The sequence below is a fragment of the Thauera sp. WB-2 genome, from assembly GCF_027594845.1.
GTDB classification, from domain to species: Bacteria; Pseudomonadota; Gammaproteobacteria; order Burkholderiales; family Rhodocyclaceae; genus Thauera; species Thauera mechernichensis.
Genome location: NZ_CP088935.1, coordinates 2249046 through 2267523, shown reverse-complemented (window position 1 = coordinate 2267523; position 18478 = coordinate 2249046). Strand labels below are relative to the sequence as shown.

Annotated in this window: 19 protein-coding genes; 12 read left to right on the top strand and 7 right to left on the bottom strand. The window is 67.0% G+C overall.

The genetic code is table 11. The annotated features are described in order from the left end of the window. Nucleotides 1-2 precede the first annotated feature (2 nt). Nucleotides 3-521: a retropepsin-like aspartic protease family protein gene (locus tag LQF09_RS10380; RefSeq protein ID WP_002932483.1), complete on the bottom strand. Its 519-nt coding sequence runs from the start codon at nt 519-521 to the stop codon at nt 3-5. Nucleotides 522-693: 172 nt separating this feature from the next. Here LQF09_RS10380 and mutS point away from each other — a divergent pair, with 172 nt between their 5' ends. The 4 genes from mutS to LQF09_RS10360 all read left to right on the top strand — a co-directional run bounded on the left by mutS (nt 694) and on the right by LQF09_RS10360 (nt 4813). Continuing rightward, the gene (mutS, locus tag LQF09_RS10375) at nt 694-3258 is read left to right on the top strand and encodes a DNA mismatch repair protein MutS (RefSeq protein WP_443081781.1); all 2565 of its coding nucleotides are present in this window, start codon (nt 694-696) and stop codon (nt 3256-3258) included. A 17-nt stretch (nt 3259-3275) separates the two neighbouring features. Beyond that, nucleotides 3276-4046, top strand: coding sequence for a fused MFS/spermidine synthase (locus LQF09_RS10370; RefSeq protein WP_002929904.1), 771 nt, complete (start codon nt 3276-3278; stop codon nt 4044-4046). Between the two features lie 140 nt (nt 4047-4186). Further along, nucleotides 4187-4390: a (Na+)-NQR maturation NqrM gene (nqrM, locus tag LQF09_RS10365; RefSeq protein ID WP_002929903.1), complete on the top strand. Its 204-nt coding sequence runs from the start codon at nt 4187-4189 to the stop codon at nt 4388-4390. 15 nt (nt 4391-4405) lie between these two features. Then, the gene (locus LQF09_RS10360; RefSeq protein WP_270067921.1) at nt 4406-4813 is read left to right on the top strand and encodes a CBS domain-containing protein; all 408 of its coding nucleotides are present in this window, start codon (nt 4406-4408) and stop codon (nt 4811-4813) included. A gap of 17 nt (nt 4814-4830) precedes the next feature. Here the strand turns inward: LQF09_RS10360 and dnaQ are convergent, their stop codons facing one another. The 3 genes from dnaQ to LQF09_RS10345 are packed head-to-tail and all read right to left on the bottom strand — an operon-like array spanning nt 4831 to nt 6797. Then, nucleotides 4831-5556, bottom strand: coding sequence for a DNA polymerase III subunit epsilon (dnaQ, locus tag LQF09_RS10355; protein ID WP_002937249.1), 726 nt, complete (start codon nt 5554-5556; stop codon nt 4831-4833). A gap of 54 nt (nt 5557-5610) precedes the next feature. After that, on the bottom strand, nt 5611-6069 hold the full coding sequence (gene rnhA / locus LQF09_RS10350; protein ID WP_002929896.1) for a ribonuclease HI: 459 nt from the start codon (nt 6067-6069) through the stop codon (nt 5611-5613). Then, the gene (locus LQF09_RS10345; protein WP_002929893.1) at nt 6069-6797 is read right to left on the bottom strand and encodes a class I SAM-dependent methyltransferase; all 729 of its coding nucleotides are present in this window, start codon (nt 6795-6797) and stop codon (nt 6069-6071) included. The genes rnhA and LQF09_RS10345 overlap by 1 nt, the downstream gene beginning before the upstream one ends. Nucleotides 6798-6825: 28 nt before the next feature. On the opposite strand from LQF09_RS10345, the gene gloB reads away from it, so the two are divergent. Further along, nucleotides 6826-7599, top strand: a complete 774-nt coding sequence (gene gloB, locus LQF09_RS10340) for a hydroxyacylglutathione hydrolase (protein WP_270067920.1) — start codon at nt 6826-6828, stop codon at nt 7597-7599. 76 nt (nt 7600-7675) lie between these two features. Then, the gene (locus tag LQF09_RS10335; RefSeq protein WP_002929886.1) at nt 7676-8974 is read left to right on the top strand and encodes a transglycosylase SLT domain-containing protein; all 1299 of its coding nucleotides are present in this window, start codon (nt 7676-7678) and stop codon (nt 8972-8974) included. Here the strand turns inward: LQF09_RS10335 and LQF09_RS10330 are convergent, their stop codons facing one another. The 3 genes from LQF09_RS10330 to LQF09_RS10320 all read right to left on the bottom strand — a co-directional run bounded on the left by LQF09_RS10330 (nt 8975) and on the right by LQF09_RS10320 (nt 12057). Beyond that, on the bottom strand, nt 8975-11038 hold the full coding sequence (locus LQF09_RS10330) for an ABC transporter ATP-binding protein (protein WP_270067919.1): 2064 nt from the start codon (nt 11036-11038) through the stop codon (nt 8975-8977). Between the two features lie 61 nt (nt 11039-11099). Further along, on the bottom strand, nt 11100-11585 hold the full coding sequence (locus LQF09_RS10325; RefSeq protein WP_002929884.1) for an FKBP-type peptidyl-prolyl cis-trans isomerase: 486 nt from the start codon (nt 11583-11585) through the stop codon (nt 11100-11102). Further along, on the bottom strand, nt 11575-12057 hold the full coding sequence (locus LQF09_RS10320; RefSeq protein WP_002929883.1) for a peroxiredoxin: 483 nt from the start codon (nt 12055-12057) through the stop codon (nt 11575-11577). The genes LQF09_RS10325 and LQF09_RS10320 overlap by 11 nt, the downstream gene beginning before the upstream one ends. Before the next feature lie 249 nt (nt 12058-12306). Here LQF09_RS10320 and LQF09_RS10315 point away from each other — a divergent pair, with 249 nt between their 5' ends. The 6 genes from LQF09_RS10315 (at nt 12307) to LQF09_RS10290 (ending at nt 18453) form a co-directional block, all read left to right on the top strand. Continuing rightward, nucleotides 12307-13368, top strand: a complete 1062-nt coding sequence (locus tag LQF09_RS10315) for a zinc-dependent alcohol dehydrogenase family protein (RefSeq protein ID WP_232431611.1) — start codon at nt 12307-12309, stop codon at nt 13366-13368. A 108-nt stretch (nt 13369-13476) separates the two neighbouring features. Beyond that, a complete protein-coding gene (gene lexA, locus LQF09_RS10310) occupies nt 13477-14085 on the top strand; it encodes a transcriptional repressor LexA (RefSeq protein WP_270067918.1) in 609 nt (202 codons plus the stop codon). Between the two features lie 57 nt (nt 14086-14142). Continuing rightward, nucleotides 14143-14793, top strand: coding sequence for a translesion DNA synthesis-associated protein ImuA (gene imuA / locus LQF09_RS10305; RefSeq protein WP_270067917.1), 651 nt, complete (start codon nt 14143-14145; stop codon nt 14791-14793). Between the two features lie 18 nt (nt 14794-14811). Beyond that, the gene (locus LQF09_RS10300) at nt 14812-16269 is read left to right on the top strand and encodes a Y-family DNA polymerase (RefSeq protein ID WP_270067916.1); all 1458 of its coding nucleotides are present in this window, start codon (nt 14812-14814) and stop codon (nt 16267-16269) included. 232 nt (nt 16270-16501) lie between these two features. Beyond that, nucleotides 16502-17029, top strand: a complete 528-nt coding sequence (locus LQF09_RS10295) for a hypothetical protein (RefSeq protein WP_002929872.1) — start codon at nt 16502-16504, stop codon at nt 17027-17029. Next, nucleotides 17026-18453, top strand: coding sequence for an MATE family efflux transporter (locus tag LQF09_RS10290; protein ID WP_002929870.1), 1428 nt, complete (start codon nt 17026-17028; stop codon nt 18451-18453). The genes LQF09_RS10295 and LQF09_RS10290 overlap by 4 nt, the downstream gene beginning before the upstream one ends. The last annotated feature ends 25 nt before the right edge of the window (nt 18454-18478 follow it).

The following is an 18478-nucleotide window of genomic DNA, read 5'->3' as shown; positions in this document are numbered from 1 at the left end:
CGCTAAGCCCCGGGGATGCGCAAGGTGAGCGTATCCCCGCGCTGGGTGAATTCGAGGTGGCGCAACACCGACATTCCGAGCAGGATCTCTGCTCCCTGCATCCCGGGGTTTAGATGGCCGCTCACGTTACGTACCTCGAAGGGCCCGAGCGCCAGGGTGTCGATACGGGTCTGGTGCACGGTGACGTTGCCATTGGCGGTAATCACCGAGCCCGCTGCGCCGGGCCGCAGCCCGAGCTGGGGGCCAAGATGGGCGGGCACCGAGACCTGGGTCGCACCGGTATCGAGCAGAAAAACCACCGGCTGGCCGTTGATCTCGCCCGGCGCCAGGTAGTGGCCGAAGCGGTTGCGCTTGAGCACCAGCTCTTGCGCCCCCTGAGTGACGACCAGGTTGCGGTTTGGATTGTCGCGGCGCTCAAGCACCGAATCGAAACTCACCCAGCCCAGCGCCAGAAAGGCGAGCGTGGCCAGCACGCCAAGCTTGCGGCCAAGGCTGCGGGTTTCCTGATCGCGGTCGTTCATGGCTGTCTCCCCTGGGGGCGGTATTCGATCTGTCCGGGGCGATAATCTCGCCCTCACTCACGACAATACAGCGCGCAAGAGGTTTCTGTTGGCAGCACGCACTCCCATCGATTCGACCACCCACGCCGGCACAGCATTGAGCGAAGCCGAAATCGCCGCCCACACGCCCATGATGCAGCAGTATCTGCGCATCAAGGCCCAGCACCCGCGCACCCTGCTCTTCTACCGCATGGGCGACTTCTACGAGCTCTTCTTCGAAGATGCCGAGAAGGCAGCACGGCTGCTCGACATCACCCTCACCACGCGCGGGCAGTCCAGCGGCAAGCCGATCCGCATGGCGGGCGTGCCCTTTCATGCCGTCGAGCAGTACCTCGCCCGCCTGGTCAAGCTGGGCGAGTCGGTGGTGATCGCCGAGCAGGTCGGCGAGCCGGGCACGACCAAGGGGCCGATGGAGCGTGCGGTGAGCCGCATCGTCACGCCGGGAACGCTGACAGACGCCGCCTTGCTCGACGACCGCCGCGACGCCCTGCTGCTGGCGGCGAACATGCATCGCGGCGTGCTCGGCCTGGCCTGGCTCAACCTCGCCAATGGCGATTTTCGCCTCATGCAATGCCCGTCGGACGCGCTGCAGGCGCAGTTCGAGCGCCTGCGCCCGGCCGAGGTCCTGGTGCCGGACGGGCTCGCCCTGCCGCTCCTGGACAACCTGGCACCGGCGCTGCGCAGGCTCGCCGACTGGCAGTTCGACGCCGACACCGGGACACGTCTGCTCACCGGCCATTTCGGTACGCGCGATCTCGTCGGCTTCGGCGTCGAAGACCTGCCGGTGGCGCTCGGCGCCGCATCTGCGCTCTACGACTACGCCCAGGCCACTCAGCGCCAGACCCTGGCCCACGTCACCGGCCTCACGGTCGAGCGCGAGTCCGAATACCTGCGCCTGGACGCCGCCACCCGGCGCAACCTGGAACTGACCGAGACCCTGCGCGGCGAGGCGGCCCCCACACTGCTCTCGCTACTCGATACCTGCATCACCAGCATGGGCTCGCGCTGGCTGCGCCACGCCCTGCACCACCCGCTGCGTGAGCGCAGCGTGCCGACGGCGCGCCACGCGGCCGTGGCCGAACTCATCGGCGAGGCCGCCGCCTACGGCATCGACAGCCGTGACGGGCGGCGGGCGGCCAACGTGCGCGGCGCGCTGCGCGGCGTCGCGGACGTCGACCGCATCACCGCCCGCATCGCCTTGCGCAGCGCGCGCCCGCGCGACCTCTCGGCGCTGCGCGACAGTCTCGCGCGCCTGCCCGAACTGGACAGCGCGCTTCACGCGTGCGAAGCGGCGCTGCTGCTCGAAATTCGCGCTGCGCTCGACATCGCCCCCGAACCGCTGGCCTTGCTGCGCCAGGCCATTGCCGATGAGCCTGCAGCCATGGTGCGTGACGGCGGCGTGATCGCGTCCGGCTACGATGCCGAGCTCGACGAGTTGCGCGCCATCCAGACCAACTGCGGCGAGTTCCTGCTCGCGCTCGAAACGCGGGAGCGCGAGCGCACCGGCATCAGCGGTCTAAAGGTCGAGTTCAACAGGGTGCATGGCTTCTACATCGAGGTCAGCCGCGCCAACGCCGACAAGGTGCCGGACGACTATCGCCGTCGCCAGACGCTGAAGAACGCCGAGCGCTACATCACCCCCGAGCTGAAGGCCTTCGAGGACAAGGCCCTGTCGGCGCAGGAGCGCGCGCTGGCGCGCGAAAAACTGCTCTACGACACCATCCTCGACGCCCTGACCGCGCACATCCCCAGCCTGCAGCGCATCGCCCGCGCGCTAGCCACGCTCGATGCGCTCGCGGCCTTCGCCGATGCCGCACTGCGCCATGCCTACGTGCAGCCGAGTTTCGTGGACACGCCGGGGCTCGACATCGTCGGCGGCCGCCATCCGGTGGTCGAGCGCCAGGTGGACGACTTCATCCGTAACGACGCGCGGCTGTCGCCGACGCGACGCATGCTGATGATCACCGGCCCCAACATGGGCGGCAAATCGACCTTCATGCGCCAGGTGGCACTCATAAGCCTGCTCGCCCATGTCGGCAGCTTCGTGCCTGCGCAGTCCGCCACGCTCGGCCCGCTCGACGCCATCTTCACCCGCATCGGCGCCTCGGACGACCTCGCCTCGGGGCGCTCCACCTTCATGGTCGAGATGACCGAGGCCGCCGCCATCCTGCATGGCGCGACGGAACACAGCCTGGTGCTGATGGACGAAATCGGTCGCGGCACCTCCACCTTCGACGGCCTGGCGCTGGCCTTCTCGATCGCCCGCCACCTGCTCGAGAAAAACCGCAGCCTGAGCCTGTTCGCGACCCATTACTTCGAACTCACCCGCCTCAACCTCGATTACCCCGAGTGCGCCAACGTGCACCTGGATGCCGTCGAGCACGGTCACCGTATCGTGTTCCTGCACGCGCTCGAGGAGGGGCCGGCGAGCCAGAGCTACGGGATCGAGGTTGCCGCGCTTGCCGGCATTCCCGCAGCCGTCATCCGCGACGCCAAGCGCAGGCTGCGCATGCTCGAGAACCAGGCCGTAGATAGCGGCCCCCAGGCTGACCTGTTCACTTCGCTACCCGAGCCCGAACAGGACGTACCGATGTCACACCCGGTGCTGAGCGAACTTGCCGATATCGACCCCGACGCGCTGAGCCCGCGCGAGGCACTTGAGCGCCTCTACGCCCTCAAGCGCCTGGCCGCTAGCTGAGGCGCACAGAGGCACACATGAACCCACCTATCGAAGTCTCGGAAGAGGCCGGCGTGCGCTACCTGCACTTCGGCTCGGAATGGGTCCAGGGTGCGATGCGCATCCGCAAGCCCAATGCGCTCGAACTCGCATACACACGCGAAATGATGGCTGGGCTGCTGCTGCGCGACGGTCTCGCCGAGGATGGTGCGATCTGGCCGCGACGCGTCCTCATCATCGGCCTGGGCGCAGCCTCGCTTGCCAAGTACGTATTTCACACCTTACCCCAGGCGCGCATTCAGGTGGTTGAGATCGCACCGGCCGTGGTCGCCGCTGCGCGCCAGTTCTTCCGTCTGCCGCCCGAAGACATACGCTTTTCGATCCATGTCGGCTGTGGCGCTCAGTATGTGCTCGAGCGCGAGCACAAATGGGACTACGTCCTCGTCGATGGCTTCGACCGCAATGCGCGCGCTGGCGTGCTCGATACCCAGGCGTTCCACGAGGCGGTGCGTTCACGCCTGTCTGAACATGGCTTGATGGCGGTAAACCTGTTCGGCCGCGCCCGCGGCTACAAGGCAGCGCTGGAGCGCATCAACCGCGCATTCGACGCCCGCTGCCTCGCCTTTCCGTCCTGCGACAGCGGCAACGTCGTCGCCTATGGTGCCGCAGGCGAGCCGATCGAGCGCAGCGTGGCCGAACTGCGCGAACGCGCGGGCTGGCTCAAAGCCCGCACCGGACTGGATCTTGGCCCCACGGTTACGCGACTGGAGCAGTCGGGGACGCTGCCGGGAGGGCGCGTCGAACTTTGATTGCTACGGAACCGAGCGTCGCGACCTGGATCAGAACCGCAGATGCCCGCGCTCGGAATAGTCAGAACTCACCCGCGCGCGGTATTCTTCGGGTGTGAACGGGGCTCGCAGCGAGCCCGCAAGATGGAGTCAGCATCAACATGAGCACCTTTCTGATCACCCTGATCGTCGTCGCCATCGTCATCGCCGCAATGGCGATCGGCGTCATGTTCGGACGCAAGCCGATCGCCGGCAGCTGTGGCGGCATCGGCTCACTCGGACTGGATTGCGAGTTCGGCTGCAAGAAGCCGTGCTCCAAGCGCCAGGCCCGCATGGAGGCCGCCAAGGCCGAACAACAACATTAAAACCCGGGAGACACCATGCTCAGTTCCCTGCTCGTCAAGGATTACATGATCGGCGATCACCTCGCCTTCGGCGCCCACACCGACCTGTTGAAAGCGGTCCATGCCTTGCTCGAGCACCGCTTGAGCGGCGCTCCGGTGGTTGACGAGAACAACCGTCTGATCGGTTTTCTTTCCGAAAAGGACTGCCTCAAGGCGGCGCTCGACGCTTCCTACTTCCGCCGCGAAGCAGGCATGGTGCAGGAGTTCATGAGCAAGGACGTCGTTGCCATCTCGAGCGACGCAAGCGTGATCGACGCCATCGAGATGTTCCTTGGCGAACCCTGCCGCTGCCTGCCCGTGGTCGAGGGTTCGCGCCTGATCGGCCAGATTTCCCGTAGCGACATCCTCAAGGGCCTGGAGCAACTGCGCCGCGACGGTCACTGAGACTCCGCGGGCCGGGCTCAGCCCGGCGCAGGGGGCTCCTGTGCAGGCGGCAACCACAGGCAGAGCCCCTTGTTTGCCTTGGCGATGTCGGCCAGCATCGCCTCATGCGCGCCAAGCTCAGCGGCATCGGCGCGCACGACGACGATGCTGGCGCGCTCGCGCGGCGCCGCGCCGTCGTCGGCAGCGCCCGGGAGTGGCTCGTCGTCGAGGCCTATCATCAGGCTCTCCTGGCCACGCGTCATCGCCAGATAGACTTCTGCCAGCAGCTCCGCGTCCAGCAAGGCGCCGTGCAATTCGCGATGGCCGTTGTCGATTTCGTAGCGGTCGCACAAGGCATCCAGCGACGCCTTCTTTCCTGGATTCTGCTCCTTGGCCATGCGCAGGGTGTCGATCACCCCAGCGCACAGGGTGTCGAGCCGGCCGCGCCCAAGCAACTGCAGTTCGTTGTCGAGAAAGCCGACGTCGAAGCTCGCGTTGTGGATCACCAGTTCAGCGTCACGCACGAAGGCCTCGAAGTCATCGACGATCTCGGCAAAGCGCGGCTTGTCGGCGAGAAACTCTTCGGTAATGCCGTGTACCGCGACGGCCTCGGCATCGATGCTGCGGCCGGGATTGATATACACATGGAAATGGCGACCGGTCAGGCTGCGGTTGAGCAGCTCGACGCAGCCGATCTCGATTACCCGGTCACCGTTGCGCCAATCCAGGCCGGTGGTTTCGGTATCGAGCATGATCTGTCGCATCTTTGATTCCTGGCGGCCTGCGGCCGCGTCATGAGTTGTCGATGAAGGGGGGCGTCAGCCGTGCACGGCCCCGCCCGCCTTGCGCACGGCATCCACGCCTTGGCGCGCCAGCGCATCGGCGCGTTCGTTCTCCGGGTGGCCGGAGTGTCCGCGCACCCAGAGCCACTTCACCTGATGGCGGGCAGCGGCCTCGTCAAGCGCCCGCCAGAGGTCCGCATTCTTGACCGGCTCCTTCGATGCCGTCTTCCAGCCGCGCGCCTTCCAGCCGTGGATCCACTCGGAGATGCCCTTCTGCACATACTGGCTGTCTGTATGCACGCGGGCCGATACCGGGCGCTTGAGCGCCTCGAGCGCCCGGATCACTGCGAGTAGTTCCATCCGGTTATTGGTGGTGGCGGGCTCGCCGCCCCACAGTTCCTTCTCATGCGCGCCAGCGCGCAGGATTGCGCCCCAGCCGCCTGGCCCCGGATTGCCGCTGCAGGCCCCGTCCGTGTAGATATCCACTTCTTCCATTACTGCGTTGTCCTCGCTCCGGCATCGCGCTGAGCGACCGGAGACAATCGTTTAGAAGCCGACTTGCGCTCGCGCCAGTGAGGCGTGATCAGGCGCATTCCCTGCACCCGCTTCACCCCGTGCAATAGATAGGCGGCGCCCAGCACCGGCCACCACCGCGCCCCCGCCCGGTCCAGGAACTGCCAGCGCTGCAGCCAGCGCTCGCTGCTCACCGGCGGCGCGTGGCAACCGAAACGGCTGCCCTGCACCTCGAAACCGAGCAGACTCATCCAGTCACGGATCCGCATTACCGTGCGGTACTGCCCGCACCAGGGCGGTTTCGACCCACGTCCTGCGAGCAGGCGGCGCACACCCCACAGGCTCAACGGACTCAGGCCGCTAATCACCACGCTGCCTTCGGCGACAAGCACACGCTCGACCTCGCGCAGAACCCGATGCGGGTGAGCAGAGAATTCGAGCACGTGCGGCAACAGCACAAGATCCACGCTTGCCGACGCGAATGGCAGTTCGAATTCGTTTGCCATCGCATCGCCGCCGGGGGCACGTGCACAGGTAAAACGATGCGGCATGCGATTGGCCCGCAGCAGGTCAAAACCGGGCAGGCCGATCTGGACAGCGTTGTAGCCGAAGATGTCCGCGACCATGCTGTCCAGGACGTCCTGCTCCCAAGTCAGAAGGTAGTGCCCCTGGGGGGTGTGCAGCCAATCCTTGAGGTCGAGCATTGACATCGCCACTCAGGTCCTCAAAATTCGGGGGATGAACATTATCCCTCTTCCAGCCTTTCGCGATAACTACATCTGGTTGTTGCACGACGAACGGCACGCCGTAGTGGTCGACCCTGGCGATGCCCAACCGGTCGTGGAGGCGCTCGAGCGACTGCAGCTATCGCTGTCCGCGATCCTGATCACCCACCACCACCCCGATCACATCGGAGGCCTGGCCGCATTGCTCAGCCGTTGGCCGGTACCGACGTATGGTCCGGCGAACGAGGCGATCGACGGCGTGAGCCATCCAGTAAGCGAAGGCGACATTGTCCGCCTTGCACAGCCGGGCATCAGCCTTCGCGTCATGGAGGTCCCGGCCCACACGGCCGGACACATCGCATTCCTGGCCGATCAGGCCTCGCCCGGGCTGCTGTTCTGTGGCGATACGCTATTCTCAGCGGGCTGTGGCCGGCTGTTCGAAGGTTCGCCGGCGCAGCTTGCCGAAGCGCTGGCCCGCTTTGCCGCCCTCCCCGCAGACACTCGTGTCTATTGCACGCACGAATACACTTTGTCCAACCTCGCCTTTGCGCGTGCGGCAGAGCCTTCCAACCCGGCCAGGGACGCCTACCAGCAACGCTGCGAGACGCTCAGGGCGCGTGGCGAACCCACGCTGCCATCGACCATCGGCCTCGAGCGCGACATCAACCCCTTCCTGCGCCCTCATATCCCCGGGGTCATCGATGCCGTGACTGCGCAGAGCGGGCAACGGCCGGTGGACAGCACCGCCTGCCTGGCGGCACTGCGGGCATGGAAGGACAATTTCTGAGCCGCAGGCCACGCCCATGCCCCGTTCCCCTCGCCTGTGCCCTGCAGCCCCCGGCGCGCAAACCCGCCGCATCCTGATGGCCACCGTGCTTGCGGCCTTCTGCCAAGCCCCCCTGGCACAGCAGCACCCGCCCACGGATGCGCCGGTTCAGGCCATTCCCGCTGCCCAGGACGATGCTGCGGCTCAGATCGAGGACGAGATCGTGGTCGAGCGCGTGCTGACGCTCGACCTCACCCGCGACGCCAATGACATCTGGGACAGGATCAGGCGCGGCTTCGGCATGCCGGACCTGGACAGCCCTCGGGTGATGGACCAGCAAGCCTTCTACCTGAACCGACCGGGCTTTCTCAAGCAGGTCTTCGGCCGCGGCGGGCGCTATCTGTACTACATCGTCGACGAGCTCGAGCGCCGCGGCATGCCGACCGAGATCGCCCTGCTGCCTATGGTCGAGAGCAGCTTCAACCCGATGGCCTACTCATCGGCCCACGCCTCCGGCCTGTGGCAGTTCATTCCCTCCACGGGGCGTTACTTCAACCTCACCCAGGATCAATGGGTCGATGAGCGCCGCGACGTGATCGCATCGACCAACGCCGCGCTCGACTACCTTCAACGCATCTACGAGATGCACGGCGACTGGCACCTCGCCCTGGCCTCGTACAACTGGGGGGAAGGCTCTGTACAACGCGCACTCAAGCGCAACGCCGAAGACGGTCTTCCCCTCGAGTACACCCACCTGCGCATGCCTGAGGAAACGCGCAACTACATCCCGAAGCTGCAGGCGATCAAGAACATCGTCAACGAGCCCGAGCTGTTCCATTTCGAGCTGCCTTACGTTGCCAACGAGCTCCACTTCGTCACCGTCGACGCCCCCGTCGGTGTGGACCTGGCTACCGCCGCCCGCCTCTCCGACATGCCACTGGACGAGTTCCTGGCCCTGAACCCCGGTTTCAATCGCCCGGCGATCACCACGCCGGGGCAGACCTTCATCGTCCCCACCGACCGTGCAGAGCGCCTAGAGGAAGGCCTGGCCGAACTCGAACGCAGCGGCAAGGGCTGGCGCATGCACACCGTGCGCGCGGGGGAGTCGATCGATGCGCTCGCACGCCAGCATGGCCTCACGCCAGCCCAGCTGCGACGCCTCAACGGCCTTGCCGCCGGTGCCACCCCACGTCCGGGTCATGCCCTTCTCGTACCCGACGGGGTGGAGCCCGAGGGCGCACTCGAGGTCAGCGCGCTGCTGCCTTTTGCCAATGCCGCCCCCAGCCGCCAGGGCTTGAAGCTCAAACCTGCCGGTGCAGGTCAGCCACAACTCAAGTCCACTCCGAACCGTCCGCGCGCCAGCACCACCCCCCGCTCCGGCAGCCGCACGCGCTGATCAGGCGCCGAAGCGGGGCCAATGGCAGCGCACGCGGTGGCCCTGCGACATCTCGGTCACCTGGGGATAGCTCAGCCGGCAGACATCGGTGGCATGTGCGCAGCGCGGGTGGAAATGACAGCCTGCCGGCGGCGCAAGCGGGGATGGCAGGTCGAGCGCTGCCGTTGCAGTGTCAGCGCCGCTGTCTTCCGCGCTTTCGGCATCGATGCGTGGAACCGCGGCCATCAGGCTGCGGGTGTAAGGATGGGTGGGCGCCGACAGCACGCGCTCGACCGGTCCCTCCTCGACGATACGACCGAGGTACATCACCGCCACCTCGTCGGCGAGGTACTCCACCACCGCCAGGTTATGAGTGATGAAAAGATAGGCCAGGCCGTGCTCACGCTGCAGCTCACGCATCAGGTTCAGCAACTGTGCCTGCACCGATACATCGAGCGCGCTGGTCGGCTCATCGCAGATCAGCACCCTGGGCGCCACCGCCAGCGCACGTGCCACCGCAATGCGCTGGCGCTGGCCGCCGGAAAACTCGTGCGGGTAGCGCCAGCGCATGTCGGGATCCAGGCCAACGCGTTCGAGCAGGCCATCCACCTGTTTCCGGCGCTGGCGCGGGTCGCCACCGAGCGCGAGCGCATTCATGCCTTCCTCGATGATGTCACCGACCCGCATGCGCGGATTGAGAGAGGCAAAGGGGTCCTGGAATACCATCTGCACTGCGCGGCGCAAAGGGTGCAAGGCCTGCTCCGGCAAGGCGGTAATGTTCTCGCCATCGAGCAGGAACTCGCCGGCCGTGGCCTCGACCAGCCGCAGGGCGGCCTTGCCGACGGTCGTCTTGCCACAGCCAGACTCGCCGACGAGGGCAAGCGTACGGCCGGCATACAGGCGCAAGCTCAGACCATCGACGGCCTTCAGTTCGGCGACCTTGCGCTTGAGCACACCCTTGCGCACGGGGAAATGGACCGAGAGATCGCGAATCTCCAGCACCGGCTGCCGGCTGCGCGCGCCCTCGGCGACCGCGGTCAACGCCTGTGCGGGCACGAACGGCCGCGGCACGCTGACGCCCTCGTACAGATGGCAGCGCACCGCCTGCTCGCCGAGCCTGTGCCAACCCGGCGCCTCCTCGTCGCAGCGATCGAAGGCCATCGGGCAACGCTCGGCGAAGCGGCAGCCCTGGAACACCCTGTCCAGCCCGGGCACGCTGCCCTCGGGCGCCTCCAGTGCGGCCCCGCGGCGGTCGGCACCCGGCAAGGCGGCAAACAACTTGCGCGAATACGGATGCAGCGGCGCAGCAAAGAAGTCCGTGCGCGCGCCGGTCTCGACAATCTCGCCCGCGTACATCACCCCCACCGTGTGGGCCACACGTGCGACCACACCCAGGTCATGAGTGATGAGCAGCATGCCCATGCCGCGCGCACGCTGGATCGCGACCAGCAGATCGAGCACCTGGGCCTGGATGGTGACATCCAGCGCCGTCGTCGGCTCGTCGGCAATCAGCAGCTGAGGCCGGCCGGCAAGCGCGATGGCGATCATCACGCGCTGCTTCATGCCGCCCGAAAACTGGAAGGGGAAATCGCGGAGGCGGCGTGCAGGATCAGGGATGCCGACTGCCTCGAGCAGCCCGCAAGCCTCGTCCGCCAAAACCACACCCGGCGGGCAGTGACGGGCGAGCGCCTCCATGATCTGTGCGCCGACGGTCATCACCGGGTTGAGGCTCGTCGACGGTTCCTGGAAGATCATGCCGATGCGCCCGCCGCGCACTCGCCGCATCGCGGCCTCGGGCAAGGCCAGCACGTCCTCGCCTGCGAGATGTACGCTGCCGCCGCAGATCTGCCCGGTGTCCGGCAACAGGCGCGCCAGCGCCAGTGCGGTCATCGACTTGCCGCAACCCGACTCGCCCAGCAGGGCGAAAGTCTGACCCTGGCGGATGGAAAAGCTCACCCCATCGACGGGGCGGATCTCGTCGTCGCCGCGCGCGATCGCCACGCGCAGGTCCGTCACCTCGAGCAGGGGCGCGCCGTGGCTGGCGCACGCGCCTGCGACGGCGGCGCTGGATACGGAAAGGCTCATGCAGACCTTACGGACAGTTCACGAAACAAGGGCCGCTGATGCGGCCCTCTGATCACGATCCTCAGTGGTGATGACCACCGGCCCCATGCACGTGACCGTGGCTGATCTCCTCCGCGCTTGCGGCGCGGACTTCGGCCACCGTGACGTCGAACACGAGCGCAACCCCAGCGAGCGGATGGTTGCCATCGACCACCACCTTGCCGTCGGCGATGTCGGTGATGCGATAGACGAGGTCCTCCTCGCCATCCTCGGACACACGCTCGAAGCTCATGCCGATCTCGATGTTATCGGGGAACAGCTTGGCATCCTCGACCAGGATCAGCTCTTCGTCGTAGTCGCCGAAAGCGTCTTCCGGCTGCAGTTTGACCTGCAGCTTTTCGCCAACCTTCTTGCCGTGCAGGGCCTCTTCGAGCACCGGGAAGATGCCGTCGTAGCCGCCATGCAGATAGACCAGCGGGTGCTGGCCATCGTCGATGACGGCGCCGTCCGGGTCGCGCACGGTGTACTGCAGCGTCACGACGCTGTTCTTGACGATCTCATTTTGCATTGCGGGATTCCAGTTCCTTGACCAATTCAAAAACCGCGGCGGCATGGCCGCGAGGCATCACATCGTAGAGTGCGTGGCGGACCCTGCCTGCCTTGTCGATGATGAAGGTCGACCGCCGCACACCCATCTTCCTGACTCCGTCGACTTCCCGCTCCTGCCAGACCTTGTAAAGCCGGCAAGCCTCGGTGTCCGTATCCGACAACAGGCGAATCGACAGGCCTTCCTTGTCGCGGAACTCGGCATGCGTCAGACAATCGTCGGGGCTCACGCCCACCACGATGCAGTCGTAGCGGGCAAACTCGTCCTCATGGTCGCTGAAATCGGCGGCCTGGAGCGTGCAACCCGGCGTGTTGTCACGGGGATAGAAATAGAGCACCACATTCTGCTTGCCGACCTGCGACGCGAGGTCGAAAATTTCCATGTCGGCATCCGGCAGTGAAAACGCGGGGGCGATGTCTCCGCTCTGCAGCATGTGTTCTCCCTGATGTGGAGGGGATTCTAGCCGAGACACCCGGCCAGCACTACCGGCGTGGAGGTTGACTTGCGATTGGTTCAGCACTGAGAGCTCCTCCCTGGCTTGTTGTCGCGCTTCGGGGTGCCGCCTGCCGACACCATGGAGAAGCAATAGCCCAGATCCGGCCCGGGCTCAAGACGCAGCGCATCATTGCATGGGCGCGGGGCCGGCAATCGATCATCTGCCGCACGGCTACAGAGGGGGCCCATGCCCGAATTCACATACCCCGAGAACCCAGCCCCCGAGGCTCCACCGCCACGCCCTCTCGTCGCCTTGCCCGCAACCATGCGGGCCATGGTGCTCGAGCGCAGTGGCGAACCTCTGCGCGCTCGGGCGCTCGCTCTGCCCCGACCTGGACACGGGCAGGTTCTGCTGCGGGTCGAAGCCTGCGGAGTCTGCCGCACCGACCTGCACCTGGTCGACGGAGAACTACCCGACCCGCTGCTGCCGATGATCCCCGGACACGAGATCGTCGGACGAGTCGCCGCCCTCGGCACGGGGGTGAGCGGCTTGGCCCCCGGCCAGCGCATCGGCGTACCCTGGCTGGGTTGGACTTGCGGCCGGTGCGATTTCTGCACCAGCGCACGCGAGAACCTGTGCGACGAAGCGCGTTTCACCGGCTATCAGATCCAGGGCGGCTATGCCGAATACACCGTGGCCGACGCCCGCTACTGCTTTGCGCTGGACGATGCGCTCGATGCCGCCGAAGCCGCGCCGCTGCTGTGCGCGGGCCTGATCGGTTACCGCGCGCTGGGCCTGGCCGGCGCAGCGCAGCGCATTGGGCTGTACGGCTTCGGTGCAGCCGCCCACATCATCGCCCAGGTGGCACGCTGGCAGGGCCGCGAGGTGTATGCCTTCACGCGCGTCGGCGACACCGCCAGCCAGGCCTTCGCGCACCATCTCGGCGCGACATGGGCCGGTAGCGCTACCGACAAGCCGCCCCACCCTCTCGATGCAGCGCTGATCTTCGCCCCTGCGGGCGAGCTCGTACCCGCCGCCCTGCGTGCGCTGGCCAAGGGCGGCACGGTGGTGTGCGCGGGCATCCACATGAGCGACATTCCGTCCTTTCCCTACGACATCCTGTGGGGCGAGCGCCGCATCGTGTCGGTAGCCAACCTCACCCGCAGCGATGGCGACGCCTTTCTGGCGCTTGCCCCTCGCGTACCTGTCCGTACCGAGATCACCCGTTTTGCGCTCGAAGATGCCAACCTGGCGCTCGAACGGCTCAGGCGTGGCGAGCTTCAGGGCGCAGCCGTGCTCGTGCCCTGAGCGCACATCGCACACCGCAGGATTGATGCGGGTCGGCGCACGGTTGACCGTGATGCTTGCCATTGGCACACAACTGTTTAAAATTACAGCCAGCTCATGGAGGCCGACATGTCTGCCCGCAACGAAACCCTTACCGCACGCCAGCAGGAAATCCTCGACTTCATCCGCAGCACCGTCGAGTCCGAAGGCCGCCCGCCCACCCGCGCCGAAGTCTGCACCGCGTTCGGCTTTCGCTCGCCCAACGCGGCCGAAACCCACCTGCGCGCACTGGCCGCCAAAGGCGCAATCCTGCTCGAGGAAGGCCGCGCCCGCGGCATCCGCCTGGCCGAAGCACTCGGCCTGCCACTGGTCGGACGAGTGGCTGCAGGCAGCCCCATCCTTGCCGCCGAGCATGTCGAGGCCCGCTATCAGCTCGACGCCTCCCTGTTCTCGCCCAAGGCCGACTACCTGCTGAGGGTGCGTGGCATGAGCATGCGTGATGCCGGCATCCTCGACGGCGACCTGATCGCCGTTCACCGCAGCAGCGAGGCCCGCAACGGACAGATCGTCGTTGCCCGCGTCGCGGATGACGTCACCGTCAAGACCCTGCAGCGCAAGGGCGCAGTGGTCGAGCTGCTGCCCGCCAACCCGGATTACTCACCCATCGTGGTGGACACCCGGCGCGACGAACTCGTCATCGAAGGGGTCATGGTCGGCCTGATCCGCAAGGATCACTGAGCCCTCGTCACCCAGCGGCTTTAGTCTCATCGTGCCGTCCTGCCCGCATCGCTCCCAATGGCTGCATCCCTGCGCCACGCCCCCTCTGCTGCGCCGCTGGCGGCCCTACTCGACGCCCTGCCCGCCGGCAGCGTCTGGCAGGCCAGCCGGATTGCCGACCATGCAGACACCTGCCATCCGAGCGGTTTCGCCGCGCTCGATCGTGAACTGCCCGGGGGTGGCTGGCCGGCTGGTGCGCTGATCGAACTGCTGCTCGACCAGCCCGGCGTGGGCGAGTTATCCCTGCTGCTGCCGCTGCTCGGCGGCGCCCCTGCCGAGCGCTGGATCACCCTGGTCTCCCCGCCCTTGCTACCCTATGCACCCGCCCTCGCCGACGCTGGCGTCGCCCTCTCGCGGCTGTTGCTGGTTCGCCCGCCACAAGCCAGAGATGCCGTATGGGCTGCACGCCAGGCAGCAGCCTCCGGCAGCTGTGCAGCCGTGCTCGCCTGGCTGCACATGCCGAACAACACGGCGCTGCGCCGACTGCAACTGGCGGCCGAGGCAGGCGCCACACCCTTGTTCCTGTTCCGTCCCCTCGCTGCCGCCCGCCAGTCCTCGCCTGCGGCGCTGCGCCTGTGCCTGACACCCGCGGCCGGCCAGCTCCGGGTCGATATCCTCAAGCGTCGCGGCCCGCCCTTGGCACGCCCGCTCCTGCTGCCGATCCGCTGACGGGCTCCGCCTTTCGCCATGCTCTGGCTCGCCATCCTGCTGCCCGACCTGCCGCTCCAGGTCTTCACCCGTGGCCTGCGCGACGTACCGGCCATCGCCATCACCGCCGACAAGCCTGGCGCGCCGCTGATCGCCGCCAGCGCATCCGCGCAGGCTGCCGGCATCCGTCCCGGGCAGCACGCAACAAGCGCAAGCGCACTGTTGCCCGAGCTCCGCCTGCATGCACGCATGCCACGACGCGAAGCCGAGGCGCTGAACGAGATCGCAAGCTGGGCAGGACGTTTCACCCCACGCGTAAGCCTGTCCTCTCCGGATGCGGTACTACTCGAGATCGCCAGCTGCCTGCGCTTGTTCGGCAGCGCTCATGACATCACCACCCAGGTTGCCAGCGGCCTCGCCGCACTTGGCTTTCATGCACGCATCGGCCTTGCTCCCACCCCCCTGGCCGCGCGCTGGTTCGCCCGCTGTGGGCACCCCGCTGGTGAGGACTGGCTGCAGGCCATCGACCAGCTGCCACTGTCCGTTCTCGAGGACGAAGCCGCTTGCGACGCCGACACCCGGGCCCTGCTCGCCGGCCTTGGCCTGCACAGCCTCGGCGAGGCCCGCGACCTGCCTGCAGCCGGGCTGGCGCGCCGCGGCGCCCAGGCAGTGCGCCACTGTCTGGCGCGCGCACGCGGCGAGATGCCCGACCCGCGTCCCTGGTTCGAAGCGGCAGATACGTTCAGCCACGGTCTCGAGTTGCCGGCACCCACCCATCACAGCGAGGCCTTGCTGTTCGCCGCCCGCCGACTGCTTGCCAGCCTGGAAGGCTGGCTGCAGGCGCGACACGCCGCCATCGACCATTGCCAGCTGATCCTCGAGCATGCACATCGCCCCCACAGCAGGCTCGAACTGGTGCTCGGCCAGCCCTGCAGGGATACCGCTGGCCTGCTGGCGATCCTGCGTGAGCAACTGGCCCGCCTGGTACTCGAGGCGGACGTCGGCGCCCTCAGGCTGATTGCCGATCGTCCGCTGGCCGCCATTGCGCGCACAGGTGTGCTGTTCGATGACGTCGGCACCCTGCGCGAGCAGGCCGTCCTGCTGCTCGACCGCCTGCGCGCCCGTCTCGGCCAGTCCAGCGTCCACCTGCTTGCCTCCCAGCCCGACCACCGTCCGGAGTCGGCCTGGCGCCAGGGCGATGCAAGCTGCGCCGGCAGTCCCGCACAATACACCTGCAGCGCACACGCGCCCCCGCTCGCACGCGAACACAAGGGGCTGCACGTCCGTCCGCTGTGGCTGCTGCCGGAGCCAAAGCCCATCGAGCGCGCAGACTACGTCCTGCTGAGCGAGGCCGAGCGCATCGAGTGCGGCTGGTGGGACGACCATCCGGTGCACCGCGACTACTACCTCGCAAACAACACGGGCCAAGCCCTGTGCTGGATTTTCCAGGCGCTCGACCCGCCCGGGGGCTGGTTCCTGCATGGTTATTTCGCCTGAGCAACGCGACAACGGGCAATGTCATGCAGGAGATGGCAAGTGGCGGGGACGGGCGTAGTACACTTTGCCCCTGCCCCTTTTTACCCTCCCCCCAGTATCTTCTGTGCTTCAGACTGCAATCCAGGATCCTGCGAGCACAAACCGACAACCGACGATGCCCCAGCCCCAACAGCCGAGCCCTACCCCGACCGTCCCCTCCTCTTCACGAGCCATCGATCATGCGCAGGATGCTGTGCTGGCAGGCGATCGCAGCCGCAGACGTGCGCTGTTCTGCCTGCTCCTTTGTCTGGTCGCTCTGCCCGCATCGTGGCTGATCTTCTCCGAGCTCGATCGCTTGTGGCCCGAAATCGCCACACTCGAAGGGCCCACCTTCATGGCTGCGACCACCCTGCTCGGCGCTGCCATGGCCCTCGGACCGCTCGCTGCCGCCATCGGCTTCCTGCTTGCCGTCTGGTTCGGCGTCGATAGCGTCTACCAGCCGCGTCGCCATCCCTCGCCCGCACTCGACCGCTTCATCGTCGGCGCCGGGTTGTTCGTGTGGTTCGCTCCCGCCGCCACTGCAGCGGCGATGGCCATCCAGGCCGTGCTGCGTGGCCGCATCCACTTCGTCCGCCCACCACGCGACTACCTGCTCGCCACCGATCCGATCGCATTCTGGCAAGGCGTCGGTTTCTGGCTCATCATGGGCGCCTTGTTCGCGTTTCTCGCCTGGCGCTACTGGCGTCCGCGCCTGTTCCCCAACGCGGCGTCCGAAGATTGACCGTAGCCGGCGCCACGTCCGAAGCCCCTTCGGCGCAGCCTTCGCCGGTTGCCCCGAGCGTACCGGGGGCGCTCGCCATCGGCAGACAGCTGCTGCACCACGCCTGGCCCGTGCTGGTCGCGCAACTGCTGTCGATGAGCATGATGGTGGCCGACACCCTCATCGCCGGCCACTACAGCACCAAGGACCTGGCCGCCGTCGCAGTCGGTAGCGGGCTATACATCTCGGTGGTGATGCTGCTGGTCGGCATCCTGCAATCGGTGGCGCCCACGGTCGCACACCATGTCGGCGCCGACCGTCATGACGAGATCGGTCCCGCCCTGCACCAGGGCTTCTGGCTGGCCCTGATGCTGGCCGTACCCGGAACCTTGCTACTCGCCCACCCCGAGGCGTTGCTCGCGCGCGTGGGCGTACCTGCGGACGTTGCCGCCACGGCGAGCAGCTACATGCTGGCTACCGCCTTCGGACTGCCTGCGGTGCTGCTGCACCGCACCTTCTACGCCTTCATCAACGCCCTCGGCCGGCCACGTGTGTTGATGGCGATCAGCTTCATCGCCACCAGCACGCACATCCCGCTGGCGTGGTTCCTCACCCATGGCCTCGGGCCACTGCCCGCACTCGGCGCCCTGGGCTGCGGCATCTCGACCGCACTCGTAAGCTGGCTCGGCTTCGCCTGCGCACTCGCCTACCTGTGGCGAACGCCGATTTACCGGCGCTACCGCATCTTCGAGCGCTGGCAACCGCCACGTGCGCGCGCAATCGGCAGCCTGCTCAGGCTGGGCGTACCGATGGGGCTGTCGACCTTCATCGAGATCACCTCATTCACCCTGATCGCGCTCTTCGTCGCCCGCATCGGCGCCGATGCAGTGGCGGGCCACCGCGTCGTCGCCAACCTCGCCGCCCTCGTCTATATGCTTCCGCTGGCGATGTCGATCGCCACCCTGGTGCTGGTGGGCCAGGCAGCCGGTGCGCGCGACTGGGCGCGCGCACGTGCCACGGTGAGAGTCAGCCTGTGGCTCACCTGCGCATTTGCAGTCACCATCGGTATTGCGCTGTGGCTGGTGCGCGGGCCGGTGATTGCCCTCTCCACCAGCGATCCGGCGGTTCGCGCGGTTGCGCTCGGGCTCATCTTCTACATCTGCATCTACCAGCTCAGCGATGCCATTCAGACCGTCGCCGCCCACGCACTGCGCGGCTTCAAGATCACCCTTCTGCCGATGCTGCTGCACACCGTGTGCTTCTGGGGCATCGGCCTGGCAGGCGGCTACTGGCTGACCTACCACGTCGGCGCACGCACCGAGCAGCCCTCGGTAGCCGGGTTCTGGGAAGCCAGCGTGGCGGCGACGATCCTGGCCTCCGTCCTGTTCGGCCTGCTGCTGCGCAGCGTGCTGCGCCGCCATCGCGAACTCGACCCCGGGCGCTGAGCACCCGCGGCGCCAGCCCCCAGTC

Bases quoted from the DNA above. Each gene is read 5' to 3' on its own strand.
- LQF09_RS10360 (WP_270067921.1), top strand. From the start codon at position 4,406: ATGCTCAGTTCCCTGCTCGTCAAGGATTACATGATCGGCGATCACCTC.
- LQF09_RS10325 (WP_002929884.1), bottom strand. From the start codon at position 11,585: ATGCAAAATGAGATCGTCAAGAACAGCGTCGTGACGCTGCAGTACACC.
- LQF09_RS10300 (WP_270067916.1), top strand. From the start codon at position 14,812: ATGCTCTGGCTCGCCATCCTGCTGCCCGACCTGCCGCTCCAGGTCTTC.
- LQF09_RS10315 (WP_232431611.1), top strand. From the start codon at position 12,307: ATGCCCGAATTCACATACCCCGAGAACCCAGCCCCCGAGGCTCCACCG.
- mutS (WP_443081781.1), top strand. From the start codon at position 694: ATGCAGCAGTATCTGCGCATCAAGGCCCAGCACCCGCGCACCCTGCTC.
- lexA (WP_270067918.1), top strand. From the start codon at position 13,477: ATGTCTGCCCGCAACGAAACCCTTACCGCACGCCAGCAGGAAATCCTC.
- gloB (WP_270067920.1), top strand. From the start codon at position 6,826: ATGAACATTATCCCTCTTCCAGCCTTTCGCGATAACTACATCTGGTTG.
- LQF09_RS10380 (WP_002932483.1), bottom strand. From the start codon at position 521: ATGAACGACCGCGATCAGGAAACCCGCAGCCTTGGCCGCAAGCTTGGC.
- LQF09_RS10320 (WP_002929883.1), bottom strand. From the start codon at position 12,057: ATGCTGCAGAGCGGAGACATCGCCCCCGCGTTTTCACTGCCGGATGCC.
- LQF09_RS10345 (WP_002929893.1), bottom strand. From the start codon at position 6,797: ATGTCAATGCTCGACCTCAAGGATTGGCTGCACACCCCCCAGGGGCAC.
- rnhA (WP_002929896.1), bottom strand. From the start codon at position 6,069: ATGGAAGAAGTGGATATCTACACGGACGGGGCCTGCAGCGGCAATCCG.
- LQF09_RS10335 (WP_002929886.1), top strand. From the start codon at position 7,676: ATGGCCACCGTGCTTGCGGCCTTCTGCCAAGCCCCCCTGGCACAGCAG.
- LQF09_RS10370 (WP_002929904.1), top strand. From the start codon at position 3,276: ATGAACCCACCTATCGAAGTCTCGGAAGAGGCCGGCGTGCGCTACCTG.
- nqrM (WP_002929903.1), top strand. From the start codon at position 4,187: ATGAGCACCTTTCTGATCACCCTGATCGTCGTCGCCATCGTCATCGCC.
- imuA (WP_270067917.1), top strand. From the start codon at position 14,143: ATGGCTGCATCCCTGCGCCACGCCCCCTCTGCTGCGCCGCTGGCGGCC.
- dnaQ (WP_002937249.1), bottom strand. From the start codon at position 5,556: ATGCGACAGATCATGCTCGATACCGAAACCACCGGCCTGGATTGGCGC.
- LQF09_RS10330 (WP_270067919.1), bottom strand. From the start codon at position 11,038: ATGAGCCTTTCCGTATCCAGCGCCGCCGTCGCAGGCGCGTGCGCCAGC.